The sequence below is a fragment of the Kitasatospora sp. NPDC056327 genome, from assembly GCF_042261735.1.
Classification (GTDB): domain Bacteria; phylum Actinomycetota; class Actinomycetes; order Streptomycetales; family Streptomycetaceae; genus Kitasatospora.
In genome coordinates this window covers 1-18,468 of record NZ_JBHJRC010000002.1, presented here as the reverse complement: position 1 = coordinate 18,468, position 18,468 = coordinate 1, and the positions used below count along the sequence as shown (strand labels likewise).

Annotated in this window: 16 protein-coding genes; 8 read left to right on the top strand and 8 right to left on the bottom strand. The window is 73.5% G+C overall.

Annotated features, from left to right (window positions below; translation table 11 throughout):
• Position 1: 1 nt before the first annotated feature.
• From ACFCX4_RS00535 to ACFCX4_RS00525, 3 genes are all read left to right on the top strand, one after another.
• The gene (locus ACFCX4_RS00535) at positions 2-589 is read left to right on the top strand and encodes a carboxymuconolactone decarboxylase family protein (RefSeq protein WP_376137636.1); all 588 of its coding nucleotides are present in this window, start codon (positions 2-4) and stop codon (positions 587-589) included.
• Between the two features lie 7 nt (positions 590-596).
• Positions 597-1,934 (top strand): cytochrome P450, encoded by a 1,338-nt coding sequence (locus ACFCX4_RS00530; protein WP_376137634.1) that lies wholly within the window; start codon positions 597-599, stop codon positions 1,932-1,934.
• Between the two features lie 78 nt (positions 1,935-2,012).
• The gene (locus tag ACFCX4_RS00525) at positions 2,013-3,344 is read left to right on the top strand and encodes a hypothetical protein (protein WP_376137632.1); all 1,332 of its coding nucleotides are present in this window, start codon (positions 2,013-2,015) and stop codon (positions 3,342-3,344) included.
• 237 nt (positions 3,345-3,581) lie between these two features.
• Here ACFCX4_RS00525 and ACFCX4_RS00520 read toward each other — a convergent pair whose 3' ends face one another.
• The 5 genes from ACFCX4_RS00520 to ACFCX4_RS00500 form a co-directional block, all read right to left on the bottom strand.
• Entirely contained in the window at positions 3,582-5,078 is a 1,497-nt protein-coding gene (locus tag ACFCX4_RS00520; RefSeq protein WP_376137630.1) for a DEAD/DEAH box helicase, read from the bottom strand.
• A gap of 371 nt (positions 5,079-5,449) precedes the next feature.
• Positions 5,450-5,653, bottom strand: coding sequence for a cold-shock protein (locus ACFCX4_RS00515; protein ID WP_344640564.1), 204 nt, complete (start codon positions 5,651-5,653; stop codon positions 5,450-5,452).
• A 371-nt stretch (positions 5,654-6,024) separates the two neighbouring features.
• Entirely contained in the window at positions 6,025-7,287 is a 1,263-nt protein-coding gene (locus ACFCX4_RS00510; RefSeq protein WP_376137628.1) for a S8 family peptidase, read from the bottom strand.
• Between the two features lie 254 nt (positions 7,288-7,541).
• Positions 7,542-7,706, bottom strand: a complete 165-nt coding sequence (locus ACFCX4_RS00505) for a hypothetical protein (RefSeq protein ID WP_376137626.1) — start codon at positions 7,704-7,706, stop codon at positions 7,542-7,544.
• 278 nt (positions 7,707-7,984) lie between these two features.
• Positions 7,985-10,435, bottom strand: a complete 2,451-nt coding sequence (locus ACFCX4_RS00500; RefSeq protein WP_376137624.1) for a penicillin acylase family protein — start codon at positions 10,433-10,435, stop codon at positions 7,985-7,987.
• A 393-nt stretch (positions 10,436-10,828) separates the two neighbouring features.
• Here ACFCX4_RS00500 and ACFCX4_RS00495 point away from each other — a divergent pair, with 393 nt between their 5' ends.
• The 3 genes from ACFCX4_RS00495 to ACFCX4_RS00485 are packed head-to-tail and all read left to right on the top strand — an operon-like array spanning position 10,829 to position 13,472.
• Positions 10,829-11,149, top strand: coding sequence for a chaplin family protein (locus ACFCX4_RS00495; protein WP_376137622.1), 321 nt, complete (start codon positions 10,829-10,831; stop codon positions 11,147-11,149).
• A gap of 38 nt (positions 11,150-11,187) precedes the next feature.
• Positions 11,188-12,480, top strand: coding sequence for a hypothetical protein (locus ACFCX4_RS00490; RefSeq protein ID WP_376137620.1), 1,293 nt, complete (start codon positions 11,188-11,190; stop codon positions 12,478-12,480).
• Positions 12,462-13,472: a hypothetical protein gene (locus ACFCX4_RS00485; protein WP_376137618.1), complete on the top strand. Its 1,011-nt coding sequence runs from the start codon at positions 12,462-12,464 to the stop codon at positions 13,470-13,472. The genes ACFCX4_RS00490 and ACFCX4_RS00485 overlap by 19 nt, the downstream gene beginning before the upstream one ends.
• 50 nt (positions 13,473-13,522) lie before the next feature.
• Here the strand turns inward: ACFCX4_RS00485 and ACFCX4_RS00480 are convergent, their stop codons facing one another.
• Positions 13,523-14,338: a sirohydrochlorin chelatase gene (locus ACFCX4_RS00480; RefSeq protein ID WP_376137616.1), complete on the bottom strand. Its 816-nt coding sequence runs from the start codon at positions 14,336-14,338 to the stop codon at positions 13,523-13,525.
• A 373-nt stretch (positions 14,339-14,711) separates the two neighbouring features.
• Here ACFCX4_RS00480 and ACFCX4_RS00475 point away from each other — a divergent pair, with 373 nt between their 5' ends.
• Positions 14,712-16,097: an alpha/beta hydrolase gene (locus tag ACFCX4_RS00475; RefSeq protein WP_376137614.1), complete on the top strand. Its 1,386-nt coding sequence runs from the start codon at positions 14,712-14,714 to the stop codon at positions 16,095-16,097.
• A gap of 136 nt (positions 16,098-16,233) precedes the next feature.
• Positions 16,234-16,701 (top strand): hypothetical protein, encoded by a 468-nt coding sequence (locus tag ACFCX4_RS00470; RefSeq protein WP_376137612.1) that lies wholly within the window; start codon positions 16,234-16,236, stop codon positions 16,699-16,701.
• Positions 16,702-16,756: 55 nt separating this feature from the next.
• On the opposite strand, the gene ACFCX4_RS00465 is transcribed toward ACFCX4_RS00470, so the two are convergent.
• Complete coding sequence (locus ACFCX4_RS00465) at positions 16,757-17,662, bottom strand: hypothetical protein (RefSeq protein ID WP_376137610.1); 906 nt, start codon at positions 17,660-17,662, stop codon at positions 16,757-16,759.
• Positions 17,663-18,240: 578 nt separating this feature from the next.
• On the bottom strand, positions 18,241-18,468 hold a 228-nt coding region (locus ACFCX4_RS00460; RefSeq protein ID WP_376137608.1), incomplete at its 5' end, for a pirin-like C-terminal cupin domain-containing protein.

The window sequence follows — 18,468 nt, the reverse complement described above, 5'->3', positions numbered from 1 at the left end:
GATGTCCCAGGACGACACACCCGTACAACGGTTGGCCCCCCTGCCCGCGGACCGCTGGGACGAGCGGGACCGCGCCCTCGCCGCTCGCGTTCCCGGGGTCCTCGGCCCCGGCGTGCCCAACGTCGTCGGCACGCTCCTGCACCACCCCGACCTGCTGGAGGCCCTCGCGCCGTTCTCGCTCTTCCTGCTGACGCGCGGGCGTCTCCCGCAACGCGAACGGGAACTGCTGATCCTGTCCACCGTCTTCCTCGCGGGGGCCCGGTACGAATGGAGCCGTCACGTCCCGCTCGCCAGGAGCGCCGGCCTGCGGAACGAGGAGATCCGGCGCATCCCGCGGGGCCCCGGGGACCCGGTGTGGTCGGACGAGGACCGCCACCTGCTCCGGGCCGCGGACGAACTCCACCACGGCGCCCGCCTGTCCGAGCACACCTGGCAGGCCCTCGCCGCCCGGTACGACCACGCCGGGATGATCGAGATCACCATGCTGGCCGGCCACTACCGGATGTTCGCCTACCTCCTGAACTCCGCCGGAACGGAGCTCGACCCCGGGTTCACGTCGGAGGCCATGAACCCCTCCGACGGAGAGTGAGGACACCGTGATCACCAGACCGACGGACACCGTGCGGATCGCACCCCACCGGCTCCCGGTCCTCGGACACGCGCTGCCCCTGGCGCGGGAGACCCTGCCCTTCCTGCGCTCCGTGCACGCGGCCGGGGACCTCGTCCGCGTGGACATCGGACCGCTTCCGGTCTACTTCGTCACCACCCCCGGTCTCTTCCACCAGGTGCTGGTGAAGGACGCCCACTCGTTCACCCGAGGCCGGTTCTTCGCCCGGACCCGCCGTCTCCTCGGGGACGGCCTCGCAACCTCCGACGGGGAGAACCACCACCACCAGCGGCGGCTGATGCAACCGCTCTTCCACCAGAGCCGGATGCCTTTCTACGCCTCGGTCATGACGCGGCACCTACAAGCCCTCACGGACTCCTGGAGGCCCGGCCTGGAGGTGCGGGTCGAGGAGGAGATGATGAACATGGCCATCGGGATCATCGCCGACGCGATGGTCTCCTGCGACCTCGGGCCCGAGGCGGCCGCGGAGATACGGCACTGCATGCCCGTGCTCGACAGGACCATCGTCACCCGCGCCCTGATGCCGAGGTGGCTCGACAACGTCCCGATCCCGATGAACCGGCGGTTCGACTCCGCGGCGGACCGCATGCGGCGCACCACCGACCGCCTGATCGCCGAACACCACTGCACCGACGCCCACGACGATCTGCTGTCGTGGCTGCTGACCGCGCACGACAGCACGGGCGGCGGGCGCATGAGCGACGTCCGGGTCCGCGACGAGATCACCACGATCCTGGGTGCCGGAAGCGTGACGACCTCGCACACCATGGCCTGGGTGTTCCACGAACTGGCCCGGCACCCCGAGGTCGAACGCAGGATCCGTGCGGAGCTCGCCGAGGTCCTCGGCGGACGGACGGCCACGTACGCCGACATCCCGGACCTGGAGTACACCGGCCGCGTCATCCAGGAAGTGCAGCGGATGTACTCCCCGCCGCTGGGGACCCGGAGGGCCCTCACCGCGCTGGAGATCGACGGCGTGCGGGTCCCGTCGGACACCGAGGTGGGATTCAGCCTGTACGCGCTGCACCGCGACCCGCGGGTGTACGCGGAACCCGACCGCTTCGACCCCGACCGGTGGTTGCCGGAGCGCAGCCGAGAGCTCCCCCGGGGAGCCTTCATCCCCTTCGCCGCCGGCTACCACCGCTGCATCGGCGAGTTCTTCGCGAGGACCGAGATGGCCCTGACGGTCGCCCACATCGCCGCGCACTGGCGGCTGCGGCCCGTGCCGGGTCACCGGGTCCGCCCCGTCGCGGCACTGGTTCCGCGCCCCGACCGACTGCCGATGACCCTGCTGAACCGCGACTGACGGTCCCGGTCCGCGAAACCGTCGAACGGCCGTCGCCGGCCCGCCCACCGGCTGTCGGCGCCGGGCCAGGAGGGACCCATGAAGGATCACCGGCCGAACCCGTCCCTGGCCGCGCTGCTGTCCGAAGCCCGGTGGAGCACCGGAGAGCTGTTACGGGCCGTCACCGAACTCGCCCGCGCGCAGGGCCTCGAACTGTCGTACCACCGGACCGCGCCCGCCCACTGGCTCACCGGCACCAGACCCAGGGAACCGGCACCCAAGCTCATCGCCGAGGCCTTCAGCCGGCGCCTCCGAAGACCCGTCAGCACAGCCGACACCGGGTTCGGGCAGCCGGAGGCCGCGCAGGACGGCGAACCCTCGGCCACCGGACCGGGCGACCCGCCCCGCGTCATGGAACTCGCGCGCACCGACCTGCACCCCGAGGACGGACCCCGGGCACGGGAGCGGATCTACGACTCCGCCCGGCTTCCGGCCCGGTCCACCGGGCGCCCGGACGACCGGCCGCCCCTCGCCAGCCACGGTGCGGCCGGCGACCTGGTGGCCCTGTTCAGGGAACTGCACGTCAGGTACGGCGGCACCAACATCCGCCCGATGCTCGCCGCCTACCTGGCGCACGCGGACCGGACGAACGGCTCGGCCGTCCGGGAACAGCAGGCCGACCAGGCCCGGCTCACCTACCGGATGGGCGCGATGACCGTCGACGCCGGACACCACCACCTCGCCCAGCAGTACCTCCTCTGCGCCCTCGACCTCGCCGCGCGGTGCGGCGACCGGGCCACCTACGCCCTCGCTCTGCGCCTCCTGAGCTTCCAGGCGCTGTCGCTCGGCTACACCGCCCGGGCCTTCCAGCTCGCCGAACAGGCCACCGCCGTACGGATGCCCGACAGCCCGCTCCGTGCCCTCCTCCTCGGCCAGCGCGCCCTCTGCCGGGCCGCCACCGCCGAACGGTCCGAAGCCGTCGCCGACCTCCTGGCCGCCGAACGCTGCTACGGCATCCCGCCCGACGGCGACGACCCCTTCCTGGAGTGCCCCCGCGCCGAGTTCGACTACTGGCGGGGCGTGGTGCTGTCGGCCTGCCGGGCGGCCCGACCCGCCACCAGGGCTTTCGAGGAGTCCCTCCGGCGGTGGGCCGACAACGACCACATGGGCCTGGCGATGACGTACGCCGCCGTCGCCCGCTCCGCCGTGTCCTTGGGCGATCCGGACCAGGCGGCGCTCCACTGCAAGGCCTTCCTCACCCACTACGGGAGCACCGCGTCCGCCTACGCCGACCGCGAGCTCACCCGGGTGCGGTCCGTCCTCCGGACCTTACGGCGCAACCGGGCCGCCGCCGAAGTCCTCGACCGGGCCGACACCCTCTTCCCGGCCGTGGGCCCACCACCCCGGGCCGCGGTCGGACAGGGCCCCTGAACGGCTCCGCCCGGGCAGGTGTCCGCGACGCCGGCCGGACGGGTGCCCCGAACGGGGTGGCCCACCGGCCACCTCGCCCGGCTCCGGCGTCCGGGCCGACGCACCGCCGGAAGGGAGAGCACCCCGCGGCACAGTCCGACGCCACCCCTTCCACATCGCGCACTCGGGCGGTGGCTCGTCCGCCGGAGGGCGACCAGGTCACCCGGAAGCAGCACCCACCCCACGGCCGTACGTCCGCTACGCGGCGGGTGCGGCGCGCCCGGGCGGCCGGCGCCGGCCGGAGGAGCCCTGGTCGCCGCGGCCGGAGGCGGCCCGGCTGTCGGCGGCGGTGCGGGCGGAACGGCCGAGGCGGCTCGTGGACCCGTGGCGGCGCGGCCGTTCGACGACGGGATTGGGGATCACGGTGGGAACGCCGGTGGGCACGCGGGCCCCGGTGATGCGGGCCAGGTCCTCGCCGCCCGCGCTGACCCTCGTGTTGACGGGAGTGACGCCGGCCGTGGTCATCATGCGGGCCGTCGTGCGGCGCTGACTGGACAGCACCAGCGTCACGACGGTCCCGGACTCCCCGGCCCGGGCGGTGCGTCCGCCCCGGTGGAGGTAGTCCTTGTGGTCAACCGGCGGGTCCACGTTGACGACGAGGTCGAGCCCGTCGACGTGGATGCCGCGGGCGGCGACGTTGGTCGCGATCAGCGCGGTCACCTCGCCGGTGCGGAACTGCTCCAGGGTGCGGGTGCGCTGCTGTTGGGACTTCTCGCCGTGCAGGGCCGCGGCCTTCACTCCGTTCGCGAGCAGGTCCTCCACCAGGCGATCCGCACCGTGCTTGGTGTCGGTGAACATGATCACCCTGCCGTCGCGGGACGCGATGTGGGCGATCGTGGCGCTCTTGTCGGAGTTCTGTACGTGCAGCACGTGGTGCTCCATGGTGCTGACCGCTCCTGCGGACGGGTCCACCGAGTGCGTGACCGGGTCCTTGAGGAAGCGCCGCACCAGGCGGTCGACGTTGCGGTCCAGGGTGGCGGAGAACAGCATCGTCTGGCCGCCTTCGGCGACCTGGCCGAGGAGTTCGGTGACCTGCGGCAGGAAGCCCATGTCGGTCATCTGGTCGGCCTCGTCGAGCACCGTGATGCCGACCCGGTCCAGTCGGCAGTCGCCGCGCCGGACCAGGTCCCTGAGCCGGCCCGGAGTGGCCACCACGACCTCCGCCCCGCGGTTCAGCATCCATGCCTGGCGGCTGATCGACGTCCCGCCCATCACGGAGACCATCCGCAGGCGCACGGCGCGGGCGTAGGGGGTGAGCGCCTCGGTGACCTGCTGCGCGAGCTCGCGGGTGGGGACCAGCACCACGGCCAGCGGGTGGCGCGGCTCGGCCCGCTGCCCGGCCGTGCGCGCCAGCACGGCGAGGCCGAACGCGATGGTCTTGCCGGAGCCGGTCCGGCCCCGGCCGAGGAGGTCGCGGCCGGCCAGCGAGTTCGGCAGCGTCGCGGCCTGGATGGGGAACGGCGCGGTGACGCCCTGGAGCGTCAGCACCGACAGCAACGGCTTCGGCAGGTCCAGCTCGTCGAAGGACCCGACGGCCGGCAGTGCCGGGGTGGTGCTCACCGGCATCGCGAACTCCCCCTGCGCGGAGGACCCCCGAGGAGCGCTCCGGCCGGAGGACCGGCGGCCTCCGGCGGGCCGGCCGCCGCCGGAACGGACGTCGGCGTCGTGGTGCGGGGAGCGATTGGAGCGGGCCATAAGGAGGACCTTCCTCGGGTCGGCACGTCACGAGGAAGGCCCCGCGGCGCGGGACGCCGGGCGGAGACCGCAAAGGAACGGGCCGGAACGGTGACGGGCGGGGTGCGGACGGCGGAACCGATGCGACACGTCGCCTGCGTCGGCGCTCACCGCGGAGGGCGGGAGCGGAGGATCTGGAACCGCGGGCTGTCACGGCGGGCACCGAACCGGGACGCGGTGCTGCGCGTCACGCGTGGGGACGGTCGCCGGTGACCGGGGCGGGGGCCTGAACGGCCGGGGGGTACGCCGTGGCGCAATGGCCGAGGGGCCCGCACCGGGCATGTGCGCGGTGCGGGCCCCTCGCTGCCGGGGCGGGTGCCGTGGCAGAAGAACTACAGCGGGCGAATGTTCTCGGCCTGCGGGCCCTTCTGGCCCTGCGTGACGTCGAACTCGACCTTCTGGCCCTCAAGCAGCTCACGGAAGCCGTTGGCGTTGATGTTCGAGAAGTGGGCGAAGACGTCCGGGCCGCCACCCTCCTGCTCGATGAAGCCGAAGCCCTTCTCCGAGTTGAACCACTTCACGGTGCCATTAGCCATCAAAATCTCCTTCATGGGACTGTCCGAAGCACGCACAGCGCGGGCTTCGAGTCACCGCATGGAGCGCCCACCGGGGAAAGAGCCGGGAAACAAAAAATGCGCCTGCAACGGATGAGCAGGCGCACACAAAGTTCATGGGAACCACTACTGCAACTACGCCGACTGTAGCAGGCCGCCATCCGCCGCGGCGGGACGCGGCGCCTCCGGTCGTGCGAGCGCCGTCCCGTCGCACAGCCGCCGCGGCCATCCCGCGGCGGCTGTGCGGTGGTACCCGGTAGCACCTGGTGAGTGCCGTGACCGCCCCGGTTGAGGCGGTCGAAGAGGTCGGGCCCGCCGAGTCGGCGACGGACCTGCTGGACGGACCGGTCCGGTCACAGGCCGCCTGTGAAGAGGAGGCGGTCGGGCGAGCCGGGGCCGAGGCGGGTGAGGGTGTCCTTCGTGGAGTTGGCGACGAGCCTGGCACGGAGGTCCTGGGACGTGGCCAGGGGATCCCGCTGTTTGACGAGGGCAGCGGCTCCGGCGACGTGGGGCGCGGCCATGGACGTGCCGTTGAGCGTGCTGGATCCGCCGCCGAGTTCGGCGGAGACGATGCCGACGCCGGGCGCGTACAGCGACAGGCAGGGGCCGTAGTTGCTGAAACTGGCCTGCCGGTCCTGCTTGTTGACCGCGCCGACGGTGAGGGCCTTGTCCGCGCGGGCGGGAGAGACCTCGCAGGCGTTCCGGGCGTCGTTCCCGGCCGAGATGACGGGCAGTACGCCCCTGTCGGCCACCGTGTTCACGGCCGCGTCGAGCGCCTCGGAGGCCGGGCCCCCGAGAGAGGCGTTCAGCACCGCCGGCTCCTGGGCGTGCGCGGCGACCCAGTCCAGGCCTGCGAGAGAGGTCGCGGTGGAGCCCTCTCCCTGACAGTCGAGCACCCGGACGGCGACCAGGGACACGGAGCGGGCCACCCCGTAGGTCCTGCCGCCGACGGTGCCGGCCACGTGGGTGCCGTGGGAGTGGCAGTCCTGGCCTTCGTGGCCGTCGTCCACGGCGTCGAACCCCACGACGGCCCGCCCCTCGAACTCCTCGTTCCCGGTCTCGATGCCGGTGTCGACGATGTACGCCGTGACACCCTCGCCGGTCCCGTTGACCGCGAAGAGCCCGTCGAGCGGAAGTTTGCGCTGATCGATCCGGTCCAGGCCCCAGCTCGCCGCCTCGACAGTCACCCTCGACGCGGCCGCGTTCCCGGTGCTCCCCACCTGCCCCTTCCGCTCGGAGCCGCTCCCGGTCTCCTGCTCCGCCCGGGGCCGCGGGGGACGCGCACCGACGCCCGTCCGGGCGTTCTCCTCGATCGCCTCCACCGCGGGCAGACTGCGCGCCATGCGCAGCTGGAACGGGGTGAGCGGGGCGGCGAAGCCGCGCAGCGCCGTACCGTAGGTGAACAGGGGCCGGACGCCGAGATCGCGGAGGACCGCCTCCGGCGAGAACGCGGGCTTCACCCTGACGACGTACTCACCCGGCACCGCCGCCACGGACTCCGTCACCGCGACCGGAGGCCTGCTCGACCCGGCCGTGGCAGTCGCGCCACCGGCGCTGCCGATCAACGGCACGATCAACAGGAGAACTGCCGCTACCCTGCGGGCATTCGCACGCATACGCACTCCGTCGCACAAGAGCTGGATCCGACAGCGACCCGGGCAGTCCCGCAGGACAGAACGCACGGAGCTGACGGATGAAGGGGGAACAGCCAGGGCGTCCGCGTGCGGGCACGGCCCCCGCAGGGAGGCGCCACACACCGGACGGCACCGATCGCCGGGAGGGCACGGCCCGGGAGAGGACGCGGTCCTGGAGCAGTGGAGCGCCAGGACCGCAACGACAACGGTGGAGAGAGCGCGGGTCCTACCGGCCCCTACTGCCCCGTGAGCGCCTGGGCGCGCTGCCTCAGATCCTGGGGAACGTCGTCCCGCTGAGCGACCTCGCGGACCAGGTTCCGCGTCTCCTCCCCCGTGGCCGCGGAACCCTCGTCGTCGCTGTTCTCGTCTTCGCCCGCGCTGTTGATGGCGAGGAATCCCATGGCGTGCTCCTTGTCAGGTGGAACTGCTGTGGTCGGTGCACGATCCTGCCTGTCGGGCAGTCGTCGTGGGTGAACCCGCCACCCGGGCCGTTCGAAAGAGTGAAATCCGAAGCCCCGGACGGCCCAGTTGACGGCACGGCGCACGACAGCTCCTTGACTCCCCGGCCACCCGGTTCAAGGCGACGTCATCATTTGGTGGCGCCGGTCGGGGTGGCCGCCACGTCCGGGACGGTGGACCGACACCGGTCCGGTTTCCCGTCCTGACCTCCTCAGGGAGGTCAGTCGCGTTCGGCGACCGGCACCACCCTCAGTGCGGGCGAGGCGAGGATGTCCTCCTCGCAGAAGCGCGAGGTCACCCATCGACCGGCGGAGAAGAGCGACGTCTGGTCGGCATGGTGCGGGGACGTGGAGTCGGAGGACTGGGAGTAGGCGAGCAGGGTCTTCGCGACGGGGCAGCCGGTACCGTCCCAGCCGACGGCCTGGAGGTAGCTGGTGCCGGACTCGACGTCGCTGTAGCCGCCGGCCTCCGGGTTCCACAGCGCGTCGATGACGTTCCAGAGTCCGAGTTCCGACGCGCCGCCCGGGAGCGGGATCCGGGTGCCGTCGCGGACGACGAACTGGGCCTCGCTCCAACGGGCGTCCGCCGACAGGCCGGCGGCGCGCAGTTCGGCGACGGCGTGCCCCAGCGCACTCCGGAGGGCGGAGGGCGCGGCGGCCAGGTCTCGCGGGGTGTGCAGCGGGTCGGTGGGCGAGAAGGGCACCCGCCAGAGGTCGTCCGGCGTGGTGGCGGTGGTCAGCCTGCGCCAGAAGCGGTCGAAGAGCGGCGCGCCGCGGCTGTCGGTATTCGTGGTCCGGTCCCACCGCGCGAGTACGCGGCATGCCTCGGCGATGTCGGCCTCCGTCTCCCCGCCCTCGCCGTCCGCACCCCGTACCGGCGTGGCGCACGCCCCCCGCAGCCCGTCGGCAGCGAGGTCGCCCGCGAACGAACGGTCGGCGAACTGGTGGTGCTGGAGGTCCGCGACACCGAGACGGCCCCGGGCGGCCAGGGCGGAGACGTCGTGGAGCGCACCGCGGGTGCGCAGTGAGAGCGGTGTGCCGACACTGCCGAAGACGCGCTCGTACCCGGTGAGCGGGTGGTCGGCGTTGGTGAGCCAGGCGCTGTCGTTGGAGTTCTCGACGTAGGGGGTGTCCCTGAGCGTGGGCAGGGCGCCGGGGCCGAAGACGCCGGGCTGGAGCGCGTCCGGGTCGGTACCGAGGGCGCAGTGCGAGCGTGAGCCGTCGAGGACGGCGAGTCCGGTGGCGGGGTAGGTGGCCGCTCCCAGCGGGGTGGAGCAGCGCCGCGCGAGGTCGTCGGTGATGCGCGGGAGGACCTGCGACTGGGTGAAGAGCGTGTGCCCGGCCGCGTCGGCCGCGACGGTGTTGGCCCAGGGGAGGCCCTGGGTGCGGTTCAGTCCGCTCAGGACCTCGTCGGTGCTGCGGGCCCGGGAGAGCGCGAGTGCGGTGTCGGAGCCGCGGAGGTTGGCGGCGTTGGGATCGGTGAGGGCGTAGGCGGTGGTGCCGGTCCAGGGCAGCGGGCCGGTGGTGTCCAGGGTGGTGAGGACGGGGCCGTAGCGGGTCCACCACTGCGTGCGGGAGACGGGTGCGCCGTCCTTGACGGAGACGGTGACGTCGCGCCGGGTCATCCGCTCGGGCCGGCCGTCCACGAGGTAGACGGTGGGGTCGGCGGGGTCCAGCGTCAGTTCGTAGAGGTTCATCGGGACACCGGTGGCGACGGTGTGGCTCCAGGCGACGTGGGCGTTGTGCCCGATCGACACGGTCACGGCACCGAGCAGAGAGGCGCCCATGACGTCCAGTTCGCCCGGGACGGTCTGCTGCGACTGCCAGAAGCGGTGCGCGCCGTGCCAGGGGAAGTGGGGGTTGCCGAGCAGCAGCCCGTGGCCGTTGCCGGTGGTCGAACCGTGGAAGGCCACGGCGTTGGAGCCCGGGCGCGCCGACCGGCCGGCCGGTGACTCGTGGGCCGGCTCCCCGCTCGCGGGGCGCGCGGGCGGGAGGACGCGGGCGGGTCCGGGCCCGTCGGCGGCCGGCGTGGTACCGGGGGCGGGTGGTTCGGCGGCGGTGATGCCGTCGATCCCGCGGCCCTCGCCGAGGAGGACCGCCAGGGAGTAGTCGAGTGCCGAGACGTCGACGTCGGTCACCGGCCGCACCCAGTCCGCACCGGCACAGGCGGGATCGGTGACCCGGTTGCGGGCGATCCACGCGTTGTACCCCGCCGCCCAGCCGCGAACCGACTCGGCGACAGCACGGCTGGGGCCGGCCGGAGCGGGGGTGGCGCGCAGCCGCTCGACGGTGCCCGCGTCCCGCACGCCGCGGAAGTACAGGTCGCTGGCCAGGTTGCTGGTGGCGAACGAGCCCTGCGGATCGGGTGCGGGCTCCGGCCCGAACCAGCGCGAACGCTCGCCCCGTACGGTCAGGAACGCGTCGGCCAGGTCACAGACGCTGTCCCGGGCCTGCGCCCAACCGCTGCCGAAGCCCAGCCCGGCGAAGTCACGGGCCACGATGTGCGGGATCCCGTACTCCGTGTACCGGATGACCGCCGACAGTCCCCTCCCGCCGGACACCGCCGCGGCCCCGTCCACCGGACACGCCGCCGCGAGGAACGGGAGTACCGCGCAGAGAACAGCGGCACCGAAACGCCTGGTACGGCGACGAAGGGTCTGTGCGGTACTCAACGCGGCTCCCGGCTCGGCGGCGGAGGGCCGTGGCCACCGCGCGGCACGCGTCGGCCACAGCGTCCGTCCATGAGACCGGACCGGACGGGAGCGGCCCCGCATTCCTCCCCTCGGCGGCGCGCCGGTTTCCCGTCAGGGCGGTGCCGTGCCGACTCCTCGCTCGCGCCGCCGCCACGGATGTCCCGGCCGACCCGTAGCGGGGACCGTGATCTCCTCAGCACGCCGGGCTGCTCGGCGGCCCGATGGTCCCCGAACCGGCGCGCTGCCGCCTCGATGGTGCGTGTCCGGAGCGCGGTTCCGTCGTTGACCAGGCCGTGACCCCGGGCGGCTGCCCGGGGCGTGGTCCGCGCGGGCACCGGCTTTCGACGGGAGCTGTGCGAGGAAGGGAGCGCGATGAGCATGCCGACGGATGAGGGGCGCCAGGCCGTGAGCGCCGGTGCGCACACGGTGGGCAGGCGGATGGCGGTGCTGGGTACGGCCGTCGGGGCCGCGTTGGTCCCGGCCGGCGCCGCCCACGCCAACATCGTCGGCGTGGGCAACGCCGTGTTCGGCAACTCCTGTGTGAACCACGGCGGCGCACAGGCCACCGGGGGCACCGTCGCCGACAGCGGGACGGCGAGCGGCAACCAGCTTGGCCTGCCGCTGCACCTGCCCCGCAACCATTGCGGGAGCAGCGGGATCGTCTGTACGGCCGTGTTCATGTCCAGCGTCTGAATCCGGCGGGCGCGACGGTGTGCGAGGCGGGTGGTGGCGTGGCCGGAGCCGGGGTGGCGGCCGTGTCGCTGGAGGACGCCGTCGTAAGGGAGTTGGCGGCTCTGAGCGGGCGCGGCGTGCCATTGCTGCGGGACCTGGTGGCCGAGCGGCCGCGGCTGGGCGTGGCGCGGGCGTTGCTGGTACTGGCGACCGCCGAGGGACTGAGCGACGAGGCCCTGCGGGAGGAGTTGGTGGTCGCGTACCGGGACGCTCGGACGGCCGGTGCGCGGTCGGCGAGTCTGGTGTACGGGGTCTTCCTCCACACCCACCGGCAGTTCCGGCTGACGGCCGACCACTTGGTCGCGCATTTCGCGCGGTGGCCAGGGGACGAGGCGGCCTCCCTCATGCTGGACGCCTTCCACGCCTGCGGGGACGCCGACTACCGCGCGCACGGCGACGCACTGGCAGAACGGCAGTACACCCTCGCCGGTCCGGACAGTTGGCCGTGGGCGGGCAGGCTGGCGTGGGCGCGGGCGGAGCAGGGCCGTGCGGAGGAGGCGCTCGAACTGGCCGGGCAGGCCCTGGCCCGCTACCCGCGCGCCGGGCTCGCCGTGCACGCCCGCGCCCACGCCGAGCACGACCTGGGAGCCGGCCCGGCTTCCACGGTGTTCCTCGACCGGTGGCTGGCGGTTGATCCGCAGGCGGTGCAGTACAAACACCTGAACTGGCACGCCGCCCTGCAGTCGCTGGCCTGCGGGGACTTCGCGGACGCGCGCCGGCGGGCGGACGAGGTGCTGGGCCGCGCGGACGTGGGGATGCGGTCGGCGGCGAACTGGCGCCTGTTGCTCGCCGGGCAGGAGCCCGCCGGCCGCTGCGACCTCGACCACGTACGGGGCCTGCTGGCCGGACCGGGCGGGATGGCAGAGGTCTTCCACACGTTCAACCTGGCCCTGGCCCTGGCCGTCGAGTCGGCCACCGACGACCTCGGGGCCCTCGCCCGACGGGCGGCTGCGGACGAGCGCCCCGACTACAGCGACGCCCTCGCCCCGGTCGTCCTGGCCCTCGCCCACGTCACCGCGGGCCGCCCACAGGCGGCCGTCGACCTGCTGGCCCGCCTCGGCGAACAGGTGGAACGGATCGGCGGCGTACGGGTGGAACGCGAGATCGTCCAGGACACCCTGGCCCGCGCGCTGATCGACACCGGCGAACCCGCGCGCGCCGCCGCCCTGCTGCACGAGCGCGTCACCACCCGACGCCACCACACCTACGAGGATCTCCTCCTCACGCCCGCGAACGCTCCGCTCGTCCCCTCCACTTCTCCGGGAGACCTCCCATGGCCGTGCCCCAGCTGATCGTCGTGTCGCCGCGCGGCAGCGGCACACCACTGCTGGCCCGCACCACCAGCGCACTCGGCTACACCCCGTACGGCACGATGAGCGGCGTCCAGCACGACGGTGGTGACCGGCCCGGCCCCGGCGAGACCTCCCGCCTGCTCCGGGCCGCCTACGGCCAGGAGCAGGCGGGACGACTACTGCTGCGGCAGCACGAGGACCGGACCGAGCTGGAGTCCGCCTTCCGGCTGGCCGTGACCGCGCTGTGGCGGGTGTGGTGGACCCGCCTGGGCCAACCGGTCACCGCCGCCTCGCCCGTCGACCCCGTCCTCGAAGACCGCCTGTCCCGCATCCCCGACAGCGAACTGCCCCGCCTCCTGCCGGGCCGCGGCTGCTGGTACGTCAACAGCCTGGACCTGGAGCGAGCCGACGCCGGCTTCCTGCGCGCCTGGCACGCCGCCGCACGACCGCCGATCGTCTACCACCACCGCGACGTACGCGACCGGATCATCGAGCAGATCCGCCTGCTCTCCCAGCCCGCCGGCCGCGTCGGCTCCCTGCCCGACCACCTCGTCTACCGCGACATCGTCAGCGCCCTGCCCACCATGGACGCCAGGATCACTCTCGCCCTCACCGACCCCGGCTTCCCCGGCATGCGCGAAGCCCGCCGCTGCCAGTGGCTGCTGCGCCATCCCGCCGTCCTCGTGCTCACCCACGAGGAACTCGCCGGCGCCACCCACGGCGGCACCGCCGAAGGTCGAGAGCGTGCCCTGCACCGGCTGTTCGCCGCCGTCGGCCTCCCCGACCCGGCCGCAGCCCTCGCCGCACTGCCCGGGGCCGGGAGCGACGAACTCCCCGTCGGCGTCTGGCGCACGCACTTCAGCCCCGAGCACGAACGCCTCCTCCAACAGCATCACGGGGACCTCCTGCCTCCCCACCCCGACGAGGCCGTTCACTCCCTCGGCCCTCAACGCGCAGACGCCCCGGCGCCCTCGCGCCCGGCGTCCCGGTGAACCCGCACCCGTCCCGCCGGTCCGACCGGCGGGACGGAACGCGTCGCCGGTCAGGCTTTCGTGTCACCTGCCTGCTGGAAGCGTTCCAGGACGAGCTCGACCAGTTCGGGCGCGTCGCCCAACGGATGGGAGACGCCGACCACGCCGGCCGCGGTCGCCGCCTCGACGGTCACTCGGAACAGTAGTCCGGCGGCGAAGCAGTAGGACGCGACCGCGATCCGGCGGGCCCCGGCACGGCGCAGTGCTTCCACCGCCTCCCCGGGGGTCGGTGCGGTGGCCGACGCGAAGGCGGCCCGGCACGGCAGGCCGAGGGCCGTGCCCAACGCCGACGCCATGGCGGTCACCGCCGAACACGCGGCGACATCGACACTGCCCGCCGCCGCCAGCACCACCGCGTCGAACGCGACGTCCAACTCGGCGAGGCGGCGCTGCAGCGCCCCGACCAACCGCCCGTCGGGCACGCCGGTGGGACCGCCCACCACCGGTGCCACGATCGGCGCCCGGGCCGGCGGGTCGGACAGCGCCTTGGGAAGGTCCACCCGAGCGTGAAAGGCTGAGGTCAGCAGCAGGGGCACCACGACCACCCGCTCGTGTCCCGCCCCGGCGAGGGTGCCGAGCGCTTGACGGGCCGTGGGGCCGGAGTGCCGGAGGAACGCGACCTCCACCCGACTTCCCAGGGAGGACCCGACCGCGCGGGCGAGCGCCCGGGTGGACTCCTGCGCCTCGGGGGCGAGGCTGCCGTGTGCGAGCAGGAGCAGCGCGCTCGGGGCCGCCGCCTCGGCGACCGGTCGAAGCGTTTCGATCGCGTCAGTCACTGTCGTACCACCCTCGTCATGCGGTCCGAGCACCATGAACGTGACAATCATGCTACGGTCCGTGACGGATGTGTCGCCAGGGCCGCGCAGGTGACTCCGGGCCGGACCGGCGGCCCGCGACGACTCGTCAGCCCCCTGAAACGGCGCTCTCCCACCGGGGCTCGGAGGCGGCCGAACACTCGGGCGCCGTCACCACGGTGTCTCCACGCGCCGGCGCGGGCAAGGGTTCGACCCGGTCAAGGGCATCGGGCCGCGACAGACGTCACGGGCAGGGCGGCCCTGGCCCGCCCCACGGGACCGCCCGCATTCCGTCGGGTGGTTCCCGGGCGGGTCCCGTCGTGTACGCGCGTCACCGACGTGTCCGGGGGTGACGCTGCTCGCGTGGCCGCGCCGGCAGGGGCGCGGCGCGACCGGGAGGACGAACATGACACGCACGCGCGGCCACGCCGCCGCTCTGGCCGGTGCCGCTGCGGTGATCGCCGCCACCACCCTCGCCGCCCCGACCGCAGGGGCCGAAGCAGCCGGGGCCGGCGGTGGGATCACCGGGCAGGCGCCCTGCCCCGAGGCACCCGAGTTCCTCTGCGGCACCCTCGCCGTCCCGCTCGACCACAGTGGCGCCACCCCCGGCACCCTCCGCCTGCGGGTCGCCGTCACGCGCACCACCCCGGCACCCAGGGGCGACCTGCTCTTCCTCACCGGCGGCCCCGGCCAGCCCGGCATCCCGGCGATGAGGCGGACGGCAGGCAGCCTGGAGCCCGTTCTCAAGGACTACCGCCTGGTGATGTTCGACCAGCGCGGCACCGGCCTGGGCGCGCTCCAATGCCCCGGCCTCCAGGAGGACATGGGCTCCTCCGACCTCGCCGTCCCCCGTCGGCGGTCCGTCACCGACTGCGCCGCCGCCCTCGGCCCCGACGCCCGCCACTACAGCACCGCCGACACCGTCGCCGACATCGACCTGCTCCGCCGCGCCCTCGGCGCCCGCCGCCTGACCCTGGACGGCGTCTCCTACGGCACCTTCACCGCCCAGCGCTACGCACTCGCCCACCCCACCCGCGTGGCCCGCCTGGTCCTCGACTCGGTGACACCCCGACGCGGCATGGACCCCCTCGACCTGGCCGCACTGCCCGCCACCGCCCGGATCCTGCGGGACGCCTGCCGCGCCACCGGCTGCACCACCGACCCGGCCGCCGACCTCGCCGCCACCGTCCGCCGCTACGGCAACGGCGCACAGATCCTCAGCACGCTCACCGGCTACGAGTTCATCGACCCCGACTACGGCGGCATCCCGGAGATCCTGCACGAGGCCGCCGCCGGAACCCCCGCGAAGCTCCAGGACCTCTTCGACCTCGTCCACCGCGAGGTCGACACGGCCACGGCCGGGGAACTCAGCCAGGGCCTGCACTCCGCCACCGTCTGCGCCGACTCGCACTTCCCCTGGGGCACCACCGACACTCCCCTCGAAGGCCGCGCCGCCGCACTGGAACGCACCCGCCGGCACCTCACCCCCGAACAGACCTGGCCCTACGACCCGAGGACCGCCACCGGCCTCGGCAGCCTCCTGGTCTGCCTCGACTGGCCGCGCCAACCGGTCCCCCCGACGCCACCGGACCACCGCAGGCTCCCTGACGTGCCGGTCCTGCTGCTCGGCGGCGACCGCGACCTCGCCACGCCCTACGAACTCATGGACGAGTACACCGAGTTCGCCCACCACCCGCGAAGAGTGATCGTCCCCGGAGCCGCCCACTCGGTGCAGAACCGGGCCGAGAACCCCGCCGGACGCGAAGCCGTCCACGCCTTCCTCCTGCAGTAGCGCAGGCCCGCGACGGCCCCGCCCGCCCGCCGGGCACCCTCGCGGTGGCGGGCAGGCGGACCCGGTGGTGCACTGGAAAGGCGGACGAGGCGGGTGGGCGCGCGTCCAAAGAGCACTCACGGGAAGGAGCACGCCGGTGGAGCCGTTGATCGCGCTGGTGGTCGGGTTCACCGCGGCCCGTCTCGCCGGGCTCCTCGGAGCGGACGCCCTCGCCGGCTGGCAGCCCGCCCTGCGGGCCGGACTGGTGGCCATGTTCCTGCTCACCTCGATCGCGCACTTCGCACCCGCCCTGCGGCCCGACCTCGTCGACATGGTCCCGCCGTGGATGCCCCGCGCCGGCCTGCTCGTCACGATCACCGGCCTGCTCGAAGCCGCCGGCGCGATCGGCCTGCTGCTCCCCGCCACCGCACGCTGGGCCGCCGGCGGACTCATCGCCCTCATGATCGCCGTGTTCCCCGCCAACGTCTCCGCCGCCCGCAGGCACACCGCCCAAGGAGACCCCCTCGGCCCGCGCACCCTCCTCCAGATCCTCTACATCGCCGCAGCCGCCGCCACCCTCGTCCGCGCCCCGCGACGCCCCGCGCGCGCCACCCACAGCGCATGACACGCCGACCGCCGCTGCGTGCTGCCGTGACGGGCAGGGTGTCCGGCCCGCCGGATCAGCCTTCCGTGAAACGGGGGTGACGCAGGACCAGGAGCGCGGCCGTGACGGCGCCGGCGACCAGCGCGAGGAGCGCGAATCCGGTCAGCACGTCGGGAGCGGTGACCGGCTGGGCACGGCGCGCCTGCCAGGTCAGGACGAGCACCAGGCCCAGGTAGGACAGCGCGGCGATCCACATCAGCGCCGTCCGTCGGCCGGGAGTCGCCCCGCGCGGTCGCCGGGCGAGGAGGAGGCCGATCAGCGGCAGTACCTGGAGCGCGTGCAGACCGGCGAAGTGCGGAATCCGCAGATCGCCGCCGACCGTGCTCCAGTCCGTGACCGGCAGTCCCGGCCCGCCGTCGGCGAGCCCGACGGTGTGCGCACCGATGAGGGGCATGCCGCGGCCCGCGGCGGCGGCCTCGCGCTGCAGGCGGGTGGGCAGGGTCATCAGGAACGCGACGGCCATGCCCAGACAGCACACCGCCGTCCCCAGGCGCAGCCCCCACGCGAACACGGGTGGTTCCACCCGCTGGGACAGCAGCAGGAGGACGGTCGCCAGGTTCATCACCCAGGCGGCCACGATGAACACGGCCATCGTGATCCACACGCCCGTCGAGGTCGCGGTGCTGAAGTTGAAGTGACTGGTGGTCCCGGCCGCGGCCACGCCGGCGATCAGGGCCATCTCCAGGCCCAGCGCCACGGCGGTCACCCGGGAGACGGTGCGCACGAGGCGCTCCCGGCCGTGGACGAAGGTCAGCAGCCACATCAGGGTGAGGGAGTAGAGACAGATCGACAGTGCGAACCGGGCCGGCTTCGCCCAGGCCGGCTGTCCGGTGATCGACTGCCGGTCCACGGCCAGACCCACCAGAGCGGCGGCCAGTACCAGAACCATCAGGGCCGCGGTGGCGGCCAGCGGCCGGTTCACCGCCCACATCCGCCGCACCGGCTCTCCGGCCCCGCCTACCCGCGTCATAGCGATCCCTTTCGCGCGACCGCTCCAGCGCACGGCACGCCCACCACCATGCCCTGTCCCCGGCAACCGGATTCGCCGCCGGGCCGCGCGGGGCGGCCCCGTCATCCCATCCCAGTAGTGCGGACACCCCTCCTGCGCACGACCCAGCCACGACGCGGCCGGCCCGGAGCCCTCGGGGAGGCCGGATCGGTGACCTCACCCGAGCCGGCGCCGTTCTGATCGCAGCGGCACTCATCGCTCTGGGAATCGGGCTCATCCAGCACTTCTGACCGCCCGCATCAGACCCCGAGCCCGGAGCAGTCCCCTTGGGCTCGTCCGGACGGAGCCGACCGCTACGTGCAACCCACCTCTCTGAAATCGCCGAGCCAAAGATGTCAAGTCAGAAAAGTCAGCAATGGGTCAGCATATGTACGGGCAAACCCTGCGACAGGCACCACACCTGGAACCCGCTCATCAGGAACCCCCAGATACCCCCACAGCCCTGTCGATTGCGGCGGACATGGCGGCTGCCCGCAAGGTACTGACCCAGGTCAGCGCTCGCGGCCGCGGGCCTTCAGGGGGAGTGCGGGGAGTTCGGGGGCGTGGAGGCGGGGGCCGTCGTAGCCGTGGACCTCGCCGAAGCGGGTGCCGGTTTCCCAGTCGTTTCGTGCCTGGAGGATCTCTTCGTGGGTGCGGCCGATGAAGTTCCACCACATGACGAGTTTTTCGGGGAAGGGTTCGCCGCCGAGGAGGAGGAGGGTGGCGTCGGTGGGGGCGTG